Origin of the sequence: Blautia sp. MSK18_10 (genome assembly GCF_020553185.1) — a bacterium.
In the GTDB taxonomy this organism is placed as follows: domain Bacteria; phylum Bacillota; class Clostridia; order Lachnospirales; family Lachnospiraceae; genus Blautia_A; species Blautia_A wexlerae.
In genome coordinates, this window is the sequence record NZ_JAJCGT010000017.1 from 45,216 (window position 1) to 67,801 (window position 22,586).

Genomic DNA, 22,586 nt, shown 5'->3' on the forward strand with positions numbered 1-22,586 from the left:
TAGAAAAGTGCGGAATTCAATCCTCTCGCGTTAACAAAAATTATAAATTATAATTTTGTAACGTTTGCAGCCTGCATACCACGAGCACCTTCTGTTAAGTCGTATGTTACAGCCTGTCCTTCTTCAAGGGATTTGAATCCTTCACCATTGATAGCGGAGAAATGTACAAATACGTCTGCACCGTCTTCACCAGTGATAAATCCGTAACCTTTTTCTGCGTTGAACCATTTTACAGTTCCCTTGTTCATGTTGTTACCTCCATAAAAAATAAAAAAATTATATAGTTTCTGGCAAATAAAAAAATCACCAGATTTTACAGATTATATACTGTTATATAATCTCTAAAAACCAGTGACTATACATTAAATAATCCAGATATGAACTGATTATATCTCCCGCATTTTGAATTGTCAAGCAAAAAAGACTGCACATCAGTAAAAAAAGGCTTTATAAAAGAAGAAGTTTCGTGTATTATGTATATCAGAAAGTTATTGTCAAACGACAACGAAGGGAGAGAATTGCATGGGTATTCTGATTCAGGGAGGACGTATCGTAGATGCGGCTACTGACACTGATAAAAAAGGCGATATTTATCTGGAAGATGGCGTGATCACCGAGATCGGTGAGAAACTTAAAATAAAAGATAAAAGCGACAAAGTAATAGATGCGAAGGGATGTCTGGTAATGCCGGGACTGATCGATCTTCACGTTCATTTCAGAGATCCGGGACAGACACAGAAAGAGGATATAGAGACAGGTTCCCGGGCTGCTGCAAGAGGTGGTGTGACAACGGTTGTTGCAATGCCGAATACAACACCGGTAATTGACAGTCCGGATCGTGTAAATTATGTGCATAATAAGGCAAAACAGCTTGCCGGCATTCATGTGCTCCAAGCAGGTGCCATTACGCAGGGGGAGAAGGGACAGGAACTTTCTGATATCGAAGGAATGGTAAAAGCGGGAATCCCGGCATTATCTGAAGACGGCAAATCTGTTATGAATACCAGACTTTGCAAAGAAGCTATGGAAGTGGCAGAGAAATTCAATGTTCCGATTTTTGCTCACTGTGAGGATATTGATCTGCGCGGTGATGGATGTATGAATGAGGATGAGAATGCGCGGAGACTTGGTCTGCCAGGTATCTGCAATGCAGTTGAGGATGTGATCGCAGCGAGAGATATTCTTCTTGCCAGAGAGACAGGGGCAAGACTGCATCTGTGCCATTGTTCCACAGAAGGTGTTGCGAAGATGATGGAGATTGTGAAGGAAGAGGGATTGGACAATATCACAGCAGAGGTTTGCCCGCATCATTTTATCCTCACTTCCGATGATATTAAATGTGATGATCCAAACTATAAGATGAACCCTCCTCTTCGTACGAAGAAAGATGTAGATGCACTGATCCGAGGACTGAAGGATGGTTCCTTTAAAGTGATCAGTACAGATCATGCACCTCATGCAGTGCCGGAGAAGACAGGCTCTATCCGGAATGCGGCTTTTGGCATTGTGGGAATTGAGACAAGCTTTGCATTGTCTTATACTGCACTTGTAGAAACTGGAATTCTTACAATCTCACAGCTTATTGAGAAAATGAGCTGGAACCCAGCACAGATTCTGGGAAGTGACAGAGGTACACTTCAGAAGGGACATCCGGCAGACATTGTCATTGCAGACATTGATCACGAATATAAAATAGATAAAAATGAATTTGCTTCCAAAGGACGCAACACACCATTTGACGGATGGAAAGTAAAGGGAAAAATTCTCTATACAATCTGTGATGGAAAAGTTGTATACCAGAATGCATAAAAATACCATATCAATATTCAGGAGGAAAGACTCATGATCAACAAACTTATTGAAAACATTAAAAAAACAAACGCTCCTATCGTAGTAGGACTGGATCCGATGCTCAACTATATCCCGCAGCATATTCAGAAGAAAGCTTTTTCTGAACTGGGGGAAACATTAGAGGGAGCAGCAGAAGCTATCTGGCAGTATAATAAAGGAATCGTTGATGCGATCAGCGATCTGATCCCTGCAGTGAAACCACAGATCGCAATGTATGAGCAGTTTGGTATTCCGGGCTTAATGGCATATAAGAACACCATTGATTATTGCAAAGAAAAAGGTCTGGTAGTTATTGGAGATATCAAACGAGGTGACATTGGTTCCACATCTGCTGCATATGCAGTCGGACATCTGGGTAAAGTTCAGGTGGGAAGTAACAGAATCGCAGGTTTTGACGAAGATTTTGCGACAATCAATCCATATATGGGATCTGACAGTGTCAACCCGTTTATCGATGTATGTAAAGAAGAGAACAAAGGGCTTTTTGTACTCGTAAAAACATCCAATCCGTCCAGCGGAGAGTTTCAGGACAGAATCATTGACGGACGTCCGCTTTATGAGTGGGTTGGAGAGAAGGTTGCCCAGTGGGGAGAATCACATATGGGAAATGAATACAGCTATGTAGGTGCTGTAGTAGGTGCAACCTATCCGGAAATGGGAAAAACTCTCCGTAAGATCATGCCGAAAACCTTCATCCTGGTACCGGGATATGGTGCACAGGGCGGAAAAGGTGCCGATCTTGTTCATTTCTTTAATGAAGACGGACTTGGTGCGATCGTCAATTCCTCCAGAGGAATCATTGCAGCTTACAAACAGGAAAAATATGCTTCCTTTGGTGAATTAAATTATGCAGATGCATCCCGCCAGGCGGTAAAAGATATGATCGAAGACATCAGTACTGCTTTAAACAATCGCTAGGAGGCATGAAATGAGCGAAAAGACAAGAGAAATCTGCACTGTTGTAAGTCAGGAGAGCATTGGTGCAGGCATTTACAGTATGTGGATCCAGACTGACAGAATTGCAGCAGATGCGAAACCAGGACAGTTTGTATCTCTTTATACAAATGATAAATCCAAAATTCTTCCCAGACCGATCAGTCTTTGTGAGATTGACAAAGAAAATGGCCGTCTTCATCTGGTTTACAGAGTGACCGGACAGGGAACCGGAACCGATGAATTTTCACAGATGAAAGCCGGAGATACCATTCCGGTACTGGGACCTCTGGGAAATGGTTTTCCTGTAGAGAAGGCTGAGGGGAAAAAAGTTTTCCTTATGGGTGGTGGAATCGGTGTTCCTCCGATCCTGGAACTTGCAAAGCAGATGAAATGTGAGAAAAAACAGATCATTGCAGGATACAGGGACTGTCATACGTTCCTCAGAGAGGAATTTGAGGCGGCGGGAACACTTTATATTGCCACAGAGGATGGCAGTGTGGGAACAAAAGGCAATGTTATGGATGCTATCAGAGAGAATGCTCTGGAAGCGGACGTGATCTATGCCTGCGGACCAACTCCGATGCTTCGTGCAATCAAGAAATATGCCGAAGAAAATGGGATTGAATGTTATATTTCCCTGGAGGAACGTATGGCATGCGGAATCGGTGCCTGCCTTGCCTGTGTGTGCAAATCCAGAGAAAAAGATGCACATAGCAATGTGAATAATAAGAGAATCTGCAAGGATGGCCCGGTATTTCTTTCTACGGAGGTGGAAATCTGATGGATATGAGTGTAAATATTGCCGGCGTAGAGTGGAAAAATCCGGTAACAGTGGCATCCGGAACCTTTGGTTCAGGAGCAGAATTTGCTGATTATGTAGATATTAATAAGCTGGGAGCAGTGACAACCAAGGGCGTAGCCAATGTCCCGTGGGCCGGAAATCCGACTCCGCGTGTGGCTGAAGTTTACGGAGGCATGATGAATGCGATTGGTCTGCAGAATCCTGGTATCGATCTTTTCTGTGAGAGGGATATTCCTTTTTTGAAACAGTATGATACAAAGATCATTGTAAATGTATGCGGTCATGCGCCGGAAGAATATCTGGCAGTGGTGGAACGTTTGGCAGATCAGCCAATTGATATGATGGAGATTAATATTTCCTGCCCGAATGTAAACGCAGGATTCCTTGCATTTGGTCAGGATGCACATCATGTAGAGGAACTTACCGCTCAGATCAAAAAGATTGCAAAACAGCCTGTGATCATGAAGTTAACACCGAATGTCACAGATATCACAGAGATTGCAAAAGGTGCGGAAGCAGGCGGTGCAGATGCGGTATCCCTGATCAATACACTGACAGGAATGAAGATTGATATCAACAGGAAGACTTTTGCGCTTGCAAATAAAACCGGTGGTGTTTCCGGACCGATCGTGAAACCGATTGCTGTCCGTATGGTTTATCAGGTTGCACAGGCAGTCAATATCCCGATCATCGGAATGGGCGGAATTTCCTGCGCAGAGGATGCAATTGAGTTTATTCTTGCAGGAGCCAGCGCAGTATCTGTGGGTACGGCAAATTTCCACAATCCGGCAGTGACACTGGAAGTGATCGATGGAATTGAAGCGTACATGAAGAAGAATGGATTCAATTCCGTAAAAGAGATGGTTGGTATTGTAAAATAAAACAGATACAGGAGGCATAACATAAGATGGAACAGTATAAACAGGAATTTATTGAATTTATGGTAGACAGTGAAGTTCTGAAATTCGGAGAATTCACCCTTAAAAGCGGAAGAAAGTCCCCGTTTTTTATGAATGCAGGCGGATATGTGACAGGTTCTCAGTTAAAGAAACTGGGTGAGTACTACGCACATGCCATTCATGATAAATATGGCGATGATTTCGATGTGCTTTTCGGACCTGCATATAAGGGAATCCCGTTAAGTGTTGTAACTGCAATTGCATTCAGCGAATTATATGGAAAAGAAATCCGCTACTGTTCAGACCGTAAGGAAGAAAAAGACCATGGTGCAGATAAGGGAAGCTTCCTCGGAAGTAAATTAAAAGACGGCGATCGTGTAGTGATGATCGAAGATGTAACAACATCCGGTAAATCCATGGAAGAGACAGTACCGAAGGTAAAAGGTGCGGCTGATGTGGAAATCGTCGGTCTTATGGTTTCTCTGGACCGCATGGAAGTCGGAAAAGGCGGCGTGAAGTGTGCCCTTGACGAAGTCCATGACCTTTATGGGTTTGAAACAAATGCGATTGTTACAATGAGAGAGGTCATTGAACATCTTTATAATAAAGAATATAAAGGAAAAGTAATCATTGACGATACATTGAAAGCCGCAATCGACGCATATTATGAGCAGTACGGTGCAAAATAAGCAAATACAGGTAACAGCGATTTATAAATAAGATATCATGATCTGCGAAAGCAGATCATGATACTGATGAGGACGATTATGAACGAAAAAATTTATAAAACCATGTCTTCCACAGGAGCCTGCAGTCTGACAGTCGGGATCATTGTACTGGCAACGGGAATCGTAACAGGGATCATGATGATCGTAAACGGTGCAAGACTGCTGAAAAAGAAATCAGAGATATTGATATAAAAGGCTTCAGAAACAGGAGAAAACATTGAAAAAAGAAACGAAGCATATCATACGGACACTGGGAACCATTTTGTTTATCCTGTATGTTCTGGCACTGATTTATTTTCTGTTCTTTTCAGAAGAATACGGAAGAGCAGCAATGGAAGAAAGACAGTACAGATATAATCTGATACCGTTTGTTGAGATAAGGCGTTTCTGGGTATACAGAAAACAGCTTGGACTTATGGCGGTAGTTACAAATCTTTTTGGAAATGTAATTGGTTTTCTTCCATTTGGATTTATACTGCCGGTTATTCTGGACAAAATGAGAAGCGGATGGCTGATCGTACTGGCAGGATTTGGGCTTAGTGTTACGGTAGAGGTCATCCAGCTTATTACAAAGGTTGGGTGCTTTGACGTAGATGATATGATATTGAATACAGCAGGGGCGGCTCTTGGATATCTGCTTTTTTTTATCTGCGATCACCTGAGGAGAAAAATTTATGGCAAAAAGATATAGATATGCGTTTGCAAAGAAAAGAGAGGCACAGCAGGGAAAACTGTCAGCAGTGCTGGCGGCTGTTTCACTGGTTTTATTTGTGACTGCAGTTTTGCTGGCATTTTTTTTGCAGGGACAATACGGATATATTGTAGGCGGGATCAGTCTTTGCGCAATGCTTCTGTCTGTATATGGATTTGCGATGGGACTGAAAAGCTTTTCAGAAGAAAACCGGACACACAAAGCAGGTATGATCGGCTCTATTGCAAACGGAATCATAATGATCGGATGGCTGGGAATCTTTCTGATGGGAATTTCCGGCTGATTAACAGGGAAGTCTGATAGAAAAAGGAGAAATATAGTTTGGACGAATGGGTTATGGAACGGTATGAACTGGCGAAAGAAAGAATCGCTCAGATACCGGACGAGAAAATGGCAGAAGAACCGTACTGCGATTTTTTTACAAAGGAAGCAATGTTTTTACAGCAGGTGATTCATGTGATGGACCATGGAATTGCGGGGAAAAATCTTGAAGAACTTCAGGAACAGAATCATGAATTATATCAGGATATTCTGCCCGAAAATTATGAAAATTCTTATGGAAATCCTGCATATGCACAGAAAATGCTGGGAGAATACGGAAAAGTATTTACCTTTCTTTATACAGAGCTTCATGGCACGATTGCTTATGCGTTTGAAAAAAAAGCATGGGATCTTACGGTTGTACTTGAATTGTTTCTGGAAATCTATTCTGCATTTACGCAGGAAGAAATTCCTGCTGAGAAACAGGTGAAAGAAATTCTCGTTTCCTATGTGAATGACTACTGCCAGGATATGGTGGAAAATCGGATCAGAGAGGCGATTGATCCTGAGAATAATTTTGTGGTTGAAATGATCATGGATTCTGATCTGAGCGATCTGAGTTATCTGTATCAGTCCGGCGAATATGTATCGGAAAATGAACTGAAAACAGCAGAATTTATGAATTCACTTTCCCAGAGGGAAATTGATGAGATGGCACGTACTTATACAGAAGGCTATCGGATGGGATTCATCACAGGAAGAAAAGATATTACAAAGAAGAAAACGGTTAATATACGTTATCATCTTGGCTTTGAGCGTATGGTAAAAGCGGCTGTTCTTCAGTTCCGGGAGATGGGGCTGCAGACGGTTATTTACCGCCATGCACTTCATGCGGTGAACAGACGGAATCAGTTCAGAAATGGATTTACAGGAGGAATTGCAAATCCGCAGTTTGATTATGACCACAGACAGGACAGTGCGCTGTTTCTGAATCCGGATTTTGTAAAGCGTAAACTTCGTGCCATGCAGACTTCTTATGATGAATATGCAGATCTGGCAGATGTACATGGCGGACCGGCTGTGATCGAGACATTTGGAGAGAAGCCGTTTTCACCGGTAAGTAAACCGGAAAGCTGGGCGTTTACAGAAGCACAGCAGAAGCTTCAGCTGGAACTGGACAATGAATCCGGTCAAATCACAAATCGTTATATCAAAGGTGAGGAAAGAAGTTTTACGATCATTGCTTATCCGATACCTGAGATCGGAGAGGATTTTCCGGAAATTTTCCGCGAGATCGTAAAGATCAATACATTGGATTATAAGAAATATCAGAAGATCCAGCAGACGATCATAGATACTCTTGATACCTGTGAATGGGTGGAAATCAAGGGAAAGGGAGAGAATGAGACAGATCTGCTCATTCATCTTCATACATTAACAGATGCGAAAACACAGACAAATTTTGAGAACTGTGTGGCAGATGTAAATATTCCTCTGGGTGAAGTATTTACTTCACCGGTGCTTGCAGGAACAGGCGGAATGCTTCATGTTTCAAAAGTATATCTTAACGGACTGCAGTTTTGTGACCTGAAGCTTGTGTTTGACTGCGGACAGGTGATCGATTACAGCTGTTCTAATTTTGAGACAGAGGAAGAGAACCGTAAATATATTGAAGATAATATTCTGTTCCATCATCCGAAACTTGCAATGGGAGAATTTGCGATCGGAACTAATACAACAGCTTATGTGGCAGCGCAGAAATATAATATCGCAGACAAACTTCCGATTCTGATCGCGGAGAAAATGGGACCGCATTTTGCAGTTGGTGATACCTGTTACAGTTGGTCAGAAGATACTCCGGTCTATAATCCGGATGGTAAAGAGATCATCGCAAGAGACAATGAGATTTCCGAGATGCGAAAAGAAGACGTCAGCCTTGCTTATTATGGATGTCACACAGATATTACGATCCCATATGACGAACTGGGAAGCATCCGTACGATTGATGATGAGGGGGATATGATCTCTATTATTGAAGATGGAAGATTTGTCCTTCCGGGTACGGAAGCTCTGAACGAGCCGTTTGGGGAATAAAGGCATTTTCCTATTAAGTTCGGAATACAAAAAAATTTATTAGTTCGTTAAAATATTTCTTTGCATTAATTTTATTGACAGAAAAAGGGAATCTTAGTAGAATCTACGGTTAGAGAGGGTTTTGATAAAATCTTTTCTGACCGTACTTTTTTTATCAATAAAATAAAAACAAAGTCCCGGACAGATAAAATCTGGTCTGTCTGAGAATACTTGAGAAGAAAAGGAGAATAATCATGGCAAAAGTAGGAATTGTGATGGGCAGCGACTCAGATATGCCGATCATGAGCAAAGCAGCAGACATTCTGGAGAAACTGGGAATTGATTACGAGATAAAGATCATTTCCGCACACAGGGAACCGGATGTCTTTTTTGAATATGCAAAAACAGCAGAGGAAAAAGGCTTTAAAGTAATCATTGCAGGTGCAGGAATGGCAGCTCATCTGCCGGGAATGTGCGCAGCAATCTTCCCGATGCCGGTTATCGGAATTCCTATGCACACCACTTCTCTGGGAGGAAGAGATTCCCTTTATTCTATCGTACAGATGCCGTCAGGAATCCCGGTTGCAACAGTCGCTATCAACGGAGGCGCAAACGCAGGACTTCTGGCAGCTAAGATACTTGCAACATCAGATGAGGAACTTCTTGCAAAATTAAAGGCTTACAGCCAGGAATTAAAAGAACAGGTGGAAGCAAAAGACGCAAGATTACAGGAAGTCGGATATAAAAATTACTAAGATAACTCAGGTCCATAAACAGGATCAGGGGTAAAAACGGAGGATTATCATGGATTACAAGACCGCTGGAGTAGATATTGAAGCAGGATATAAATCAGTAGAGCTGATGAAAGAGCATGTAAAGAGAACCATGCGTGAAGAAGTGCTGGGAGGACTGGGAGGATTTTCCGGTGCCTTTTCTCTTGCTAAGATCAAAGAAATGGAAGAACCGGTATTATTATCAGGTACAGATGGATGTGGAACTAAAGTAAAACTTGCTATGGTTATGGACAAGCATGACACCATTGGCATTGATGCAGTTGCCATGTGTGTCAATGATATTGCATGTGCAGGCGGAGAACCATTATTCTTCCTTGATTATATTGCATGTGGTAAGAATTATCCGGAAAAGATTGCAGCTATCGTAGGCGGCGTTGCAGAAGGCTGTGTGCAGTCAGATGCAGCTCTGATCGGTGGTGAGACAGCAGAGCATCCGGGACTGATGCCGGAAGACGAATATGACCTGGCTGGTTTCGCAGTAGGTGTCTGCGATAAAAAAGAGATGATCACAGGTGAAGAACTGAAAGCAGGAGATGTTTTGATCGGTATGGCATCCACAGGTGTTCACAGTAACGGATTTTCTCTTGTCCGTAAAGTTTTTGATATGACAAAGGAATCTCTTGATACTTATTATGAAGAACTTGGAACAACACTTGGTGAAGCACTTCTGGCACCAACCAGAATCTATGTAAAAGCATTAAAGAGCATTAAAAATGCCGGAGTTCGTGTGCACGCATGCAGTCATATCACAGGCGGCGGTTTTTATGAAAATATTCCGAGAATGCTTAAAGAGGGAACACGTGCAGTTGTGGAAAAGAACAGCTATCCGGTACTTCCAATCTTCAAACTTCTTGCTGAAAAAGGCAATATTGATGAACAGATGATGTACAATACTTATAACATGGGACTTGGAATGATCCTTGCTGTAGATGCAGCAGATGTGGACAAAACAATGGAAGCGATCAAAGCAGCAGGTGACACTCCGTATGTAGTAGGACGTATCGAAGATGGTGAAAAGGGAGTGACTTTATGTTAAAAGTCGGTGTACTGGTTTCAGGAGGCGGCACGAATCTGCAGGCTATCCTGGATGCCATTGACTGTGGAAAGATTACAAATGCAGAAGTTTCTCTGGTTATCAGCAATAATCCGAAGGCTTATGCGCTGGAGAGAGCAAAGAATCACAACATAGAAGCTGTATGTATTTCCCCAAAACAGTTTGAGAACAGAGAAGAATTTCACAGGGCACTTCTTGCGAAGCTGAAAGAAAGTGGTGTAGAGCTTATCGTTCTGGCGGGATTTCTTGTGGCTATTCCTCCAATGATCGTGGAAGCGTATCCAAATAAGATCATCAATATCCACCCGTCACTGATTCCGTCTTTCTGTGGAGTGGGCTATTATGGATTGCATGTACATGAGAAAGCTCTGGAAAGAGGCGTACGTGTGACAGGTGCGACCGTACATTTTGTTGACACAGGTACAGATACAGGTCCGATCATTCTTCAGAAGGCCGTAAAGATTAAATCTGATGATACCCCGGAAGTTCTTCAGAGACGTGTTATGGAGAAAGCGGAGTGGAAGATTCTTCCGAAAGCTATCAATCTTATTGCCAATGACAAAGTGAAAGTGGTGGATGGAAGAGTAGAAACAGAGGAATTTGATACAGAAGAGTAGATAAAGGAGCAAAAATAAAATGAAAGTCTTGATCGTAGGCAGCGGTGGAAGAGAACATGCCATTGCATGGAGTGTTTCAAAGAGTCCGAAAGTGGATAAAATTTATTGTGCACCTGGAAATGCAGGGATTGCAGAACTTGCAGAATGTGTAGATATCGGTGCTATGGAGTTTGAGAAACTTGCTGATTTTGCTCAGGAGAAAGCAATCGATCTTACCATTATCGGTATGGATGATCCTCTGGTTGGCGGTGTGGTAGATGTATTTGAAGCACGTGGTCTGAAAGTCTTTGGCCCGAGAAAGAATGCAGCTATCCTTGAAGGCTCCAAAGCGTTCTCAAAAGATCTGATGAAAAAATACAATATTCCCACAGCGGCATATGAGAATTTTGATGATCCTGAGAAAGCACTGGAATATCTCCGCACAGAAGCCAGATTTCCAATTGTTCTGAAGGCTGATGGTCTTGCACTCGGCAAGGGAGTATTGATCTGTCAGGATCTGAAAGAGGCAGAAGATGGCGTAAAAGAGATCATGGAAGATAAGAAATTTGGAAATGCCGGAAATACCATGGTCATCGAAGAATTTATGACAGGACGTGAAGTCTCTGTGTTATCATTTGTAGATGGAAAAACTATCCGTACAATGACATCCGCACAGGATCATAAACGCGCTCAGGACGGTGATCAGGGATTGAATACGGGCGGAATGGGAACTTTCTCCCCGAGTCCATTCTACACAGAAGAGGTAGATGAATTCTGCAGGAAATATGTATATCAGCCGACAGTGGACGCAATGGCTGCAGAAGGACGCCCATTTAAGGGAATCATTTTCTTTGGTCTTATGCTTACCGCAGATGGCCCGAAGGTATTGGAATATAATGCACGCTTCGGAGATCCGGAAGCACAGGTAGTCCTGCCACGTATGAAGAATGATATCATTGAAGTAATGGAAGCTTGCGTAAATGGAACACTGGACCAGGTAGACCTTCAGTTCGAGGATAATGCAGCAGTGTGCGTAGTACTTGCAAGTGATGGATATCCTGTAAAATATGAAAAAGGTATCCCAATGTACGGCTTTGAAAATTTCAAAGGCAAAGACGGATATTACTGCTTCCACGCAGGAACCAAACTGAAAGACGGTCAGATTGTTACTAATGGTGGCCGTGTTCTGGGAATTACTGCGACAGGCAAAGATTTAAAAGAAGCAAGAAAGAATGCATATGAAGCTACAGAGTGGATTACATTCGCAAATAAATATATGCGCCATGATATTGGAAAAGCAATTGATGAAGCATAAAAAATATTGATGTTTAAAAATAAACAGGAGACAAAGCTGGGATAAAAGTCCCATTCTTGTCTCCTGTTTTATGGTTGGCAGATACTTCTTCTGTCCAAAATGATCTCGATGTAATATTTTTTGAAAGAACGATAGAATCCACATAAATTATTTTGCATAAATAATACGAGCGATTTCCTTTACTTTTCATGCAATCTGTTATAAAATAGAAAAGTGCTGTAAAGCAAAGTTACAGATTGAGATGAATTGTAACGTAGCAGAAACAGCAAGGAGAAAGTTACTGTTCAGCATATGCACAGTAATGGGAGAAATATTATGAACAGGAAAAGTCAGAAAGAGATTCAGGTGACGACACATATGGTGCGCCAGTTTCTGCAGGAGAATGAAGATACCGGTTATCGGGTTTTTCACAGCAATCTTCTGCCGGGTGTGGATAATGTTATGGGAATTAGACTTCCGGTGTTGCGAAAATTTGCAAAGCAGCTTTCTGGTATGGACTGGCAGGAATGGTTTGAACAGGCGGATGACCAGTGGTATGAAGAAACGATGCTTCGCGGATTGGTGAGTGCTTATGCAAAGATGGAATGCAAAGAACGCTTAACATATGTGGCAAAATTTGTGCCGGACATTAATAACTGGGCAGTATGCGATTGCTTTTGCAGTACATTAAAAGATGCAGATAAATACCAGACAGAATACTGGGATTTTATTGAAACGTATTTTACTTCGAATAAAGAATACGAAGCAAGATTTGCGGCAGTCATGCTTCTGGGACATTTTGTGAAGCGTGAATATTTGAAAGAGAGTATCAGACGTCTGGAGAGTATCACTCAGCAGGGATATTATGCAAAGATGGCAGTGGCGTGGGCAGTATCTGTATATTTTGCGGCATTTCCGGATGAGATGCTGACATACTTGCAGGACGGTCACAAACTGGATGAATTTACATATAAGAAATCACTACAGAAGATCACAGAGTCTTATCGTGTTGATAAGGAAATGAAAAAGATCATAAAAGAAATGAGACAGAGAGGATAAAATAATGGGAATCAGCAAAGAAGAAGCAATCAAGGAATTACAGAACAGAGAGACAGTATTTGTTGCATACTCACAGGCTACAAAGCTTCCGTATGTGAAATGTGATGAAGAGACATTTAATGATCAGGCATGGATTTTTTCAACAGAAGAAGGAATCAAAGAATTCGGCAAAAAAATGCTGGAAGAAAAGGTTCTTCTTATGGGTATGAAATTTACCAAGAAGGATTATCCCAGATTATATGGAACTTTCTATGCAATTGGCGTAAATACAGTTGTATGGGTAGATGGTGAAGATAAGATTGAGATTGATCTTCCTGATATTGCAAAACAGGCAGATATGAGCAAGATTGAGCCGGCTAAGAGACCGCTTCTGAATCCTACACTGGAGCTTTCCGGCATTTACTTTATGCAGGAACTCCGCCGTCCGGTAGAGAAGGATCAGCATGGAAATCTTCGTGAGCTTGAGGAAGAACTGATCGTAAACCTGAAGAAATCCGAATATCTGGTTGCTATGAATGTAGATCCTGAAGATCCTAAGAAGATCAATATTCCGTATCTCAAAAATAAAAAAGAAGAAATTCTCCAGCCTGTATTTACAGACGTTATGGAACTTGAGAAGTTTACAAAAGGTCAGAAGCTGCGTATTGCGAAAGTACCGTTTGCAAAACTTCCGGAGCTGTTAATCGATAAGGCAATGGCTTATGCAGTTAATCCATTAGGCTTTAACCTTGTTCTGAACAGAGAACAGCTCAATAAGATCATTGGCTTAAAATAATCAAGTCATGTAGATGAAATTCAGTTGACAGAAAGAAGATAAAGGGTGTGTATGCTGTGTGAGAACATGGCAGTACACCCCTTTTTGTTTTGAAAAATAATACAGCAATACGTCTTTCTGTTGCAAAAAATGTTGGTTTGTGCTAGGATATGTGTAACACAAAAAGGAGAAGAAAACGTATGATGATAGAAATAGATTTCAGCAGTGATGAAGCCATTTACATCCAGCTGACCAATCAGATCATCATGGGGATTGCTACGTCAAGACTGCAGGAGGGAGATACACTGCCATCAGTGAGACAGCTTGCAGATACAGTTGGGATAAATATGCATACAGTAAATAAAGCATATTCACTGCTGCGACAGGAGGGATTTGTCACTATCGACCGCAGACGTGGTGCAGTGATTTCTATTGATGTAAATAAACGGAAAGCATTGGAAGAACTGAAACAGAATCTCATGGTGGCGCTTGCGAAAGGATGTTGCAAGAGCGTAAGCAGAGAGGAAGTACATCAGCTTATTGATGAGATTTTTGACGAATATGATGAAAACAGATAGGAGAGGACATGGAGAGACAATTTACCAGACAGGCAGAGAATGCCCTCAAATTGGCAAAGACAACTGCGAAAACCTGTGGACATGGATATATCGGAACAGAACATCTTCTTGCAGGTCTTTTGAAAGAACCTGAAGGCACTGCGGGAAAAGTGCTGCAGGAATTTAACGTAGAAGAAGAAAAACTCAGGGAACTTATCAGCAGCCTGGTTACACCGGTTCAGGGCAATACTGTGGCAGCAGAAACAAAAGATCCCCAGTACAGCCCGAGAGCAAGAAGGATCATTGAACAGGCGAAGGAAGATGCTGAGAGTATGGAATGTCTTTGCGGAACAGAGCACCTGTTGCTTTCGCTTCTGAAAGAGACAGACTGCGTAGCGACCAGACTGCTTTTTACAATGGGAGTAAATATCCAGAAGTTGTTTGCGGCTATCCTGACAGCTATGGGATTTGACAATGATACCATTGCAGAGGAATTTCAGTACGCAAGGAATGCGGGAAACAAAAAAGTGACCAGTACCCCTACGCTGGATCAGTACAGTCGTGACCTGACACAGCTTGCAGCAGAGGGAAAACTGGATCCTGTGATAGGGCGTGATAAAGAAATTACCAGACTGATTCAGATTCTGAGCAGACGTACGAAGAATAATCCGTGTCTGACAGGGGAACCCGGAGTAGGTAAGACTGCCATTGTAGAGGGACTTGCACAGCGCATCGTTATGGGAATGGTTCCGGATACAGTGAAGGATAAGCGTCTTGTTGTGTTAGATCTTTCCGGCATGGTTGCGGGAAGCAAATACAGAGGTGAATTTGAGGAACGCATTAAGAATGTGATCCAGGAAGTAAAAGAACATCAGGGAATTCTGCTGTTCATTGATGAAATCCATACCATCATCGGAGCAGGTGGAGCGGAGGGAGCACTGGATGCTTCTAATATCCTGAAACCTTCTCTTTCCAGAGGTGAGATTCAGCTTATCGGCGCGACTACTCTGGAGGAATACCGTAAATATATTGAAAAAGACGCAGCACTGGAACGAAGATTCCAGCCTGTGACAGTGGAAGAACCATCTTCAGAGGAGACTGTTGAGATCCTTAAAGGTCTGCGTCCATATTATGAGAAACATCATGGGGTAAAGATTGAAGATGAGGCACTTGAGGCAGCAGTAAAAATGTCACAAAGATATATCAATGACCGTTTCCTTCCGGATAAGGCAATTGATATTATTGATGAAGCAGCATCAAAGGTTCAGCTTGCGGGTTATCAGTCAGCACCTGAAATGGAACAATATGAACTGGAACTGAATGAACTTCGTGAGGAGAAAGAACAGGCAGTTAAGACTGCAGATATTGAACGCGCAAAAAAAGCACAGGTACGCCAAAATGAAGTGGAAGCCGAAATGGAGAAAATCCGCATTAAGACTGAACGTAGAAATAAGAGGAAGAAACTTGTTGTAGATGAAGCTGCTGTTGCAGAGACGATTTCTGACTGGACAAAGATTCCTCTTCAGAAACTGACAGAGGGAGAAACCAAACGTCTTGCTCGTCTGGAGAAAGAACTTCATAAACGTGTGATCGGACAGAATGAGGCAGTGAAAGCTGTTGCGCAGGCAGTGAAACGGGGAAGAGTAGGACTTAAAGATCCGAACCGTCCCATTGGTTCTTTCCTTTTCCTTGGACCTACAGGTGTTGGTAAGACAGAACTTTCCAAGGCTCTGGCAGAAGCTGTCTTTGGAAGTGAACAGGCGATGATTCGTGTAGATATGTCCGAATATATGGAGAAACACAGTGTCTCCAAGCTGATCGGTTCTCCTCCGGGATATGTAGGATATGAAGAAGGCGGCCAGCTCAGTGAGAAGGTCCGCAGAAATCCGTACAGTGTATTGCTTTTTGATGAGATTGAGAAGGCACATCCGGATGTGTTTAATATACTTTTACAGGTGCTGGATGACGGTCATATTACAGATGCACAGGGAAGAAAAGTCGACTTCAAACAGACGATTATTATTATGACTTCCAACGCAGGGGCACAGGCGATCATGGAACCGAAACGTCTGGGATTCATGTCTGATAATGATGAGAAGAAAGACTATGAACGAATGAAAGGCGGTGTGATGGAAGAAGTGCGCCGGATTTTCAAACCGGAGTTCCTGAACCGAATTGACGATATCATGGTGTTCCATGTGCTGAATAAAGAAGATATCCGGAAAATTGTGACATTGCTTCTTAAAACACTGGAGAAACGATGTGCAGAACAGATGGAAATTCATCTTACAGTGACAAATGCTGTGAAAGATTTTATTGCAGAAAAAGGTTCTGATAATAAATATGGTGCCAGACCGCTGCGTCGTGCAATTCAGAGTAAGATAGAAGATGCGCTTGCAAACGAGATTCTGGAAGGCAGAGTAAAACGTGGAGATAGTGTACAGGTGAAACTTCATAAAAACGAGATTGCATTTGAAGTGAAAAAACAGTAGAAATCTCTGAGCAGACAGATATTTACAATTAAAGCAGAGGACTCACATGATTCGCAGAAATTGTGAAATTAGTATAAAAAAATCAGGGAGATACTGGTCAAAAAAGTGAATGTATTATATAATAAGCACATAAAATGTCGGAAAAGTACAGAGATAGTGAAAACTGTACGGCATCGGCAGATGAACCGGTGGAGCGGCAAACAAAAGAGTCTTAGGAGGACATAGGAAATGGCAGTAGTAAAAGAATTAATCCGTACAGAAGAGAATGGAGCAATCAGCTTTGGTGACTATGAGCTTGCACAGAAGTCTAAATTATCAGACTATCAGCATCAGGGCGATATGTATAAAGTAAAAACTTTTAAGGAGATTACCAAGCTCGAGAGAAACGGAATGTTCGTTTACGAATCAGTTCCGGGAACAGCAGTATTTAATCTTACACAGAGTGAAGCTCAGATGGATTTCCATGTAGAGGGACCGGAAGATGCACAGATCACAGTGGAGATGGAGCCGGATACAGAATATGAAGTATTTATTGAGCAGGCAAGCGCAGGTAAGATGAAAACAAACCTGGGCGGTAAACTTTCCTTTAGCGTGGAACTTGGCAATGCTGCAAGAGTAGAAGTAAAGATTGTAAAATGCTGAAAAATAAAAAGACGGTATATTTTTGCCAGGAGTGCGGATATGAATCCGCAAAATGGATGGGGCAGTGCCCGGGATGCAAGTCCTGGAACACCTTTGTGGAAGAGACAGTTTCCACAAAGAAGCCATCCTCTTCTGGAGCAATGAAATCATCAGAAAAAAGGCAGGAACCGGTGGTCCTTAAAGACATCAGCCTGTCAGAAGATGAACGGCAGACAACTCAGATTGGTGAACTTGACAGGGTGCTGGGCGGCGGTATCGTCCCCGGCTCCCTTGTTTTAGTGGGAGGAGATCCGGGAATCGGAAAATCAACGCTGCTTTTACAGGTGTGCAGGAATCTGGCAGAGAAGCAGGTTTCGGTTCTTTATATTTCAGGCGAGGAATCTCTGAGACAAATTAAGCTGAGAGCTAATCGTATCGGGCAGTTTACGGATAAGATGCAGCTTTTATGTGAGACGAACCTGGAAGTGATACGTGAGGTGATCGAGCGCAGAAAACCGGATGTGGTTGTGATCGACTCCATTCAGACTATGTTTCACGAAGATGTAAGTTCGGCACCGGGAAGTGTCTCTCAGGTGAGAGAATCTACCAATATCCTTATGCAGATCGCAAAGGGAATGGGGGTGTCCATTTTTATTGTAGGTCATGTGACGAAAGAAGGAAATGTGGCAGGTCCGAGGGTTCTGGAACATATGGTGGATACGGTGCTTTATTTTGAAGGCGACCGGCATGCTTCTTATCGTATCCTGCGTGCGGTGAAGAATCGTTTTGGATCTACGAATGAGATTGGTGTTTTTGAAATGTGTAATACAGGTCTTGAGGAGGTGAAGAATCCGTCGGAATATATGCTGAATGGCAGACCGGAGGATGCGTCGGGTTCTGTTGTGGCGTGTTCTATGGAAGGAACCCGGCCGATTCTGGTTGAAATCCAGGCACTTGTGTGCCAGAGTAATTTCGGTATTCCTAGGCGGACAGCGGTGGGAACTGATTTTAACAGAGTGAATCTCCTTATGGCTGTGCTTGAGAAGAAAGTAGGACTCCGTCTGGCTGCATCGGATGCTTATGTCAATATTGCAGGGGGAATGAAGATGACAGAGCCGGCAATTGACCTTGGGATCTGTCTGGCGATTGTTTCCAGTGCGAAGGATATTGTGATTCCTGATAATGTGATGGTGTTTGGCGAGGTTGGCCTGAGTGGTGAAATCCGCGCAGTGAATATGGCAGGCCAGCGTGTGCAGGAGGCGAAAAAACTGGGATTTGGAACAGTTGTGCTTCCGGAAGTGTGTAGGTCTTCTGTTGGAAAAGTGGAAGGAATCAATTTTGTTTATGTGTCGCAGATTCGTGATGCGATTGGTTATATTATGAAAAAATAGATTGTCAGACTACTGGCTTATATATGGTTTGAATAAGTCGATCAGACTGTCGTCAAAGATATTTTTGCCTGAGAAAGTCTGCTGACAGAGAGAAAGAGGAAAGGATCAAAAGTTATGGCGAGTGGGATTGATACAGTGATATTTGATATGGATGGAGTGATTTTTGATTCGGAGATTCTTGTGCTTCAAGCGTGGAAAGAAGTGGCAGAACGTCATGGAATCGCAGGAGTTGAGGCGGCATGTCATGAGTGTCTGGGAACAAACAGTGTTGTAAGTAAAGGGGTTTTTCTGAAGCATTATGGTGAAGATTTTCCGTATGAGGAATATAAAGCGGAGATGGCAGAGGTGTTTTTCAGTCATGCTTCCGGAGGTAAACTGGCAAAGAAGCCGGGGGTTGAGGAGCTTTTGAAATATCTGAAGATGAGGGGATTTAAGATTGGGCTTGCCAGTTCTACCCGGGAGGTACTGGTGCGTTCGGAGATTTCAGATGGCGGGCTGCTGGGATATTTTGATCAGATTATCGGGGGAGATATGGTGGAACGGAGTAAGCCGGAACCGGATATTTTTCTGGAGGCTTGCAGACGACTGGGGACCAGACCGGAGAATTGTTATGTGATTGAGGATTCTCATAATGGAATCAGGGCAGCTTATGCAGCAGGGATGCATCCGATCATGGTGCCGGATCTGATGGAGGTGACGGAGGAGATGAAGTCCCTCGCAGAAGAGATTCTGGGATCGCTTTGCGCAGTGCAGGAATTTTTGCAGGGGTCAGGCATATAAATTCATTTGTTTTTATGAGTGTCAGTGATTGAATAAAAAAGAAATCTGTTTTTACTGGTATTTATTTCAAAACTTTTCCAGGAAAACAGATTCCTTTTTTGTTATATTAAGTTTTTGCTTATGAGAGAACTCCTGTTGACTGTAAAAACAGGATAAACATCATAACCGGCGCAACATAGCGGATCATGATTCGATAAAGTTTTTTTCTGCGGAATCTGCTGCCGTTTCGTTCCATTTCATCAATGACATAATCAGGTGTCATAACCCATCCGATCAGGATGGTGGAAAGTAATGCGATAAATGGCATCATAACACTGTTGCTGATGTAATCCATAATATCAAGCAGCTGTCCTGTAGAGCCATTGGGCAGTTCCACTTCTACATAGAAAATGCTGTATCCCAAAGCAATGATCGCAGAAGCAGCAAGATAAACTGCAGATAAAACAGAAACAGTTTTTTTTCTGCCTGTGTGGAAGATTTCCATACAGTTTGCAACGATGGATTCCAACACAGAGATGCAGGATGACAGTGTTGCAAAAATAGCAGTTACGAAAAAGAGGATTCCTACAAATATGCCTGCTTTTCCCATGGCTGCAAAGACCTTTGGGAGAGAAACAAACATAAGGCTTGGACCGGCTCCCATTCCTTCTGTTCCGGAAAATACGAATACAGCAGGGATGATCATGGCACCTGCAAGAAATGCCACTCCTGTGTCAAAAATTTCAATCTGATTAACAGCCTTGTTTAAGTCAACATCAGGTTTTACATAAGAACCGTAGGTGATCATGATTCCCATGGACACGCTGAGAGAGAAGAACAGCTGACTCATTGCATCCAGTAAAATCTGTAAAAATCGCTGTACAGTAAGCCCCTCAAGATTTGGGGTCAGGTAATAAAGAAATCCCTGGATCCCGGTATGTACCTGGCCGGAAGAATCTGTATGTTTCAGAGTCAGGGAATAAATGGAGATGATGACAACGAGTACCAGAAGAACCGGCATCATCCATTTGGATACTTTTTCAATACCATCCTGCACACCATTGTATACAATAAATGCAGTTACACCCATGAAAATAAGTGCAAAAATAACAGGTGAGGTGGAGGATGTGATAAAAGAAGTAAAATAATCATCTGCTGCAGCAGCCTTTGCCTGTCCTGTCAGGTAGACTACAGCATATTTGGTGATCCATCCACCGATCACTGCGTAATAAGTCATAATAAGAACAGGTACAAGAAAAGTCAGAATGCCTAAGAATTTCCACTTGGGCTTCATTTCAGCATAAGCACCGATCGCACTTTTCTGAGTGCGGCGGCCGATTGCGATATCAGATGTAAGCAGGGTAAATCCAAATGTAAGTACAAGTATAAAATAAATGATTAAAAACAGACCGCCTCCATCTTTAGCTGCAAGATATGGGAATCTCCATAAATTGCCTACTCCTACAGCACTGCCGGCTGCGGCAAGGACAAACCCGAGCTGTCCTGAAAAATGATTTGATTTCCTTTCCATAATAGATAATCTCCTGTATGATTTATGTTTGCATAAGTACGATAACATATGTTAACATATAAGTAAAATGAATGTTTTTGCTAGTATACATTAAAAAAAGTAATGGATAAAAACAGACAAGAAGTAAGGATCGTAAATGAAGGAAATCAGAGACAGATATGAAATTTTTTTGAAGGTATGTGAGACTGGAAGTTTTTCGAAAGCAGCAGAGGCGCTAAACTATACACAATCGGGAATCAGTCAAATGATGGCCGGATTTGAGGAGGAACTGGGAGTACAGTTATTTGCAAGAGCTAAAAAAGGTGTAACTCTGACGGATAATGGAAGAATGCTGATGCCTTATATACAGGAGATGACAAATCAGAAAGATAAACTTAGACAGGCTGCTTTTAATATTAATCATAAAATAGAAGGAAAACTCAGAATAGGAAGCTTTTCCAGTGTAACTGCAATGTGGATGCCGGAAGTGATCCATTATTTTAACAGAAATTATCCACAGGTTGAGGTGCAGATCTTTGATGGAAATTATGATGAGATCAGAGACTGGATCATACATGGGCAGGTGGACTGCGGATTTCTGTCTTCGATCGTTGCAGATAATCTGAAGTTTTATCCATTATGTGAGGATCCTCTCTGTGCTGTGATGCAGAAAAATCATCCTCTTGCAGAAAAGAAAAGTGTGAGACTGGAAGAACTGTTGGAGTATCCTTTCATTATAGAGACTCCGGGATGTGATAATGATATTTTGCATTTATTGGAAAGATGTGGGAAGGAGCCAAAGACTTCTTACAGTTTTCGTGATGATACGCTTATTATGGCATTTGTGAAAAATGGGCTGGGAGTGACGATCTCACAGAAGCTGGTTATGAAGGCGTTTGCCAATGATGTAGAGAGCAGACCTCTTGAACCGGGGAGATCCAGAATTATTGGGTTGGCATTTGTAAAAACAATGAACTCGGTTGTGACGAAGATATTGTTGGAATATCTAAAGGGGATGATGTAGTATTTTGCAGTGAAGAGAGTCCTGTTTTATGGCATATATGGCATGAAAATAAAAAGATTGTCAAATTATGGAATTAACTGTTGACATTGTGGCTTTTCGGTGTTATATTAGATGAGCTGTCGGGAATAATTGTTCGTAAGATAAAAACAATTTAAATAGATTTCTGAAAGAAAAAAGAAATTCTAAAAAGTGCTTGACAACTTAAAACAAACATGTTAAAGTAACCAAGTCGCTTGAACAGAGCTGACAGTCATACATCTGAGGAGCATTTCGAGAAATCGAAAGAGTCCGAAAAACTTTGAAAAAACTCAAAAAAGTGCTTGACAAAGAAAAACAGATGTGATAAAGTAAACAAGCTGTCGCGAGACAGACAACCTTGATAACTAAACAGTGAAACACATACGATTCTCGAAAATTCT

General features: G+C 42.2%; 23 protein-coding genes. 21 read left to right on the forward strand and 2 right to left on the reverse strand.

The window, feature by feature from the left end:
* Positions 1 to 47: 47 nt before the first annotated feature.
* The gene (locus LI074_RS08795; RefSeq protein ID WP_008705499.1) at positions 48 to 248 is read right to left on the reverse strand and encodes a cold-shock protein; all 201 of its coding nucleotides are present in this window, start codon (positions 246 to 248) and stop codon (positions 48 to 50) included.
* 274 nt (positions 249 to 522) lie between these two features.
* On the opposite strand from LI074_RS08795, the gene LI074_RS08800 reads away from it, so the two are divergent.
* The 20 genes from LI074_RS08800 (at position 523) to LI074_RS08895 (ending at position 19,654) form a co-directional block, all read left to right on the forward strand.
* Complete coding sequence (locus LI074_RS08800; RefSeq protein ID WP_008705497.1) at positions 523 to 1,809, forward strand: dihydroorotase; 1,287 nt, start codon at positions 523 to 525, stop codon at positions 1,807 to 1,809.
* Positions 1,810 to 1,842: 33 nt separating this feature from the next.
* Entirely contained in the window at positions 1,843 to 2,769 is a 927-nt protein-coding gene (pyrF, locus tag LI074_RS08805; protein WP_008705494.1) for an orotidine-5'-phosphate decarboxylase, read from the forward strand.
* 10 nt (positions 2,770 to 2,779) lie between these two features.
* Positions 2,780 to 3,568, forward strand: coding sequence for a dihydroorotate dehydrogenase electron transfer subunit (locus tag LI074_RS08810; protein WP_008705492.1), 789 nt, complete (start codon positions 2,780 to 2,782; stop codon positions 3,566 to 3,568).
* Positions 3,568 to 4,470 carry a dihydroorotate dehydrogenase gene (locus tag LI074_RS08815; protein ID WP_008705490.1) on the forward strand — a complete coding sequence of 301 codons (903 nt, stop codon included), beginning with the start codon at positions 3,568 to 3,570 and terminating at the stop codon, positions 4,468 to 4,470. The genes LI074_RS08810 and LI074_RS08815 overlap by 1 nt, the downstream gene beginning before the upstream one ends.
* 26 nt (positions 4,471 to 4,496) lie before the next feature.
* The gene (pyrE, locus tag LI074_RS08820) at positions 4,497 to 5,177 is read left to right on the forward strand and encodes an orotate phosphoribosyltransferase (protein WP_008705489.1); all 681 of its coding nucleotides are present in this window, start codon (positions 4,497 to 4,499) and stop codon (positions 5,175 to 5,177) included.
* A 78-nt stretch (positions 5,178 to 5,255) separates the two neighbouring features.
* The gene (locus LI074_RS08825; protein ID WP_022380872.1) at positions 5,256 to 5,408 is read left to right on the forward strand and encodes a hypothetical protein; all 153 of its coding nucleotides are present in this window, start codon (positions 5,256 to 5,258) and stop codon (positions 5,406 to 5,408) included.
* 25 nt (positions 5,409 to 5,433) lie between these two features.
* Positions 5,434 to 5,907, forward strand: coding sequence for a VanZ family protein (locus LI074_RS08830; protein ID WP_008705487.1), 474 nt, complete (start codon positions 5,434 to 5,436; stop codon positions 5,905 to 5,907).
* Positions 5,891 to 6,211 (forward strand): DUF6142 family protein, encoded by a 321-nt coding sequence (locus LI074_RS08835; RefSeq protein WP_008705486.1) that lies wholly within the window; start codon positions 5,891 to 5,893, stop codon positions 6,209 to 6,211. Before LI074_RS08830 ends, LI074_RS08835 begins: the two co-directional genes overlap by 17 nt.
* A 53-nt stretch (positions 6,212 to 6,264) precedes the next feature.
* A complete protein-coding gene (locus tag LI074_RS08840; RefSeq protein ID WP_008705485.1) occupies positions 6,265 to 8,283 on the forward strand; it encodes an aminopeptidase in 2,019 nt (672 codons plus the stop codon).
* A gap of 233 nt (positions 8,284 to 8,516) precedes the next feature.
* Positions 8,517 to 9,017 carry a 5-(carboxyamino)imidazole ribonucleotide mutase gene (purE, locus tag LI074_RS08845; protein ID WP_008705484.1) on the forward strand — a complete coding sequence of 167 codons (501 nt, stop codon included), beginning with the start codon at positions 8,517 to 8,519 and terminating at the stop codon, positions 9,015 to 9,017.
* Between the two features lie 49 nt (positions 9,018 to 9,066).
* Positions 9,067 to 10,092: a phosphoribosylformylglycinamidine cyclo-ligase gene (purM, locus tag LI074_RS08850; protein ID WP_008705483.1), complete on the forward strand. Its 1,026-nt coding sequence runs from the start codon at positions 9,067 to 9,069 to the stop codon at positions 10,090 to 10,092.
* The gene (gene purN / locus LI074_RS08855) at positions 10,086 to 10,727 is read left to right on the forward strand and encodes a phosphoribosylglycinamide formyltransferase (protein ID WP_025579492.1); all 642 of its coding nucleotides are present in this window, start codon (positions 10,086 to 10,088) and stop codon (positions 10,725 to 10,727) included. The genes purM and purN overlap by 7 nt, the downstream gene beginning before the upstream one ends.
* A gap of 19 nt (positions 10,728 to 10,746) precedes the next feature.
* Complete coding sequence (gene purD, locus LI074_RS08860) at positions 10,747 to 12,021, forward strand: phosphoribosylamine--glycine ligase (protein ID WP_055057206.1); 1,275 nt, start codon at positions 10,747 to 10,749, stop codon at positions 12,019 to 12,021.
* A gap of 315 nt (positions 12,022 to 12,336) precedes the next feature.
* A complete protein-coding gene (locus tag LI074_RS08865) occupies positions 12,337 to 13,059 on the forward strand; it encodes a DNA alkylation repair protein (RefSeq protein WP_055151962.1) in 723 nt (240 codons plus the stop codon).
* 4 nt (positions 13,060 to 13,063) lie between these two features.
* Entirely contained in the window at positions 13,064 to 13,834 is a 771-nt protein-coding gene (locus LI074_RS08870) for an SseB family protein (RefSeq protein WP_026648355.1), read from the forward strand.
* Between the two features lie 179 nt (positions 13,835 to 14,013).
* Complete coding sequence (locus tag LI074_RS08875) at positions 14,014 to 14,391, forward strand: GntR family transcriptional regulator (RefSeq protein WP_020993363.1); 378 nt, start codon at positions 14,014 to 14,016, stop codon at positions 14,389 to 14,391.
* An 8-nt stretch (positions 14,392 to 14,399) separates the two neighbouring features.
* Positions 14,400 to 16,862: an ATP-dependent Clp protease ATP-binding subunit gene (locus LI074_RS08880; protein ID WP_173698113.1), complete on the forward strand. Its 2,463-nt coding sequence runs from the start codon at positions 14,400 to 14,402 to the stop codon at positions 16,860 to 16,862.
* Between the two features lie 228 nt (positions 16,863 to 17,090).
* Positions 17,091 to 17,504 (forward strand): hypothetical protein, encoded by a 414-nt coding sequence (locus LI074_RS08885; protein ID WP_026650100.1) that lies wholly within the window; start codon positions 17,091 to 17,093, stop codon positions 17,502 to 17,504.
* Positions 17,498 to 18,874 carry a DNA repair protein RadA gene (gene radA / locus LI074_RS08890; protein WP_173698114.1) on the forward strand — a complete coding sequence of 459 codons (1,377 nt, stop codon included), beginning with the start codon at positions 17,498 to 17,500 and terminating at the stop codon, positions 18,872 to 18,874. Before LI074_RS08885 ends, radA begins: the two co-directional genes overlap by 7 nt.
* Before the next feature lie 114 nt (positions 18,875 to 18,988).
* Positions 18,989 to 19,654, forward strand: a complete 666-nt coding sequence (locus tag LI074_RS08895; RefSeq protein WP_055053762.1) for an HAD family hydrolase — start codon at positions 18,989 to 18,991, stop codon at positions 19,652 to 19,654.
* Between the two features lie 118 nt (positions 19,655 to 19,772).
* Here the strand turns inward: LI074_RS08895 and LI074_RS08900 are convergent, their stop codons facing one another.
* Complete coding sequence (locus LI074_RS08900) at positions 19,773 to 21,164, reverse strand: sodium-dependent transporter (protein ID WP_025579505.1); 1,392 nt, start codon at positions 21,162 to 21,164, stop codon at positions 19,773 to 19,775.
* Between the two features lie 136 nt (positions 21,165 to 21,300).
* Here LI074_RS08900 and LI074_RS08905 point away from each other — a divergent pair, with 136 nt between their 5' ends.
* Positions 21,301 to 22,167, forward strand: a complete 867-nt coding sequence (locus LI074_RS08905) for a LysR family transcriptional regulator (RefSeq protein ID WP_008705469.1) — start codon at positions 21,301 to 21,303, stop codon at positions 22,165 to 22,167.
* Positions 22,168 to 22,586: the final 419 nt, after the last annotated feature.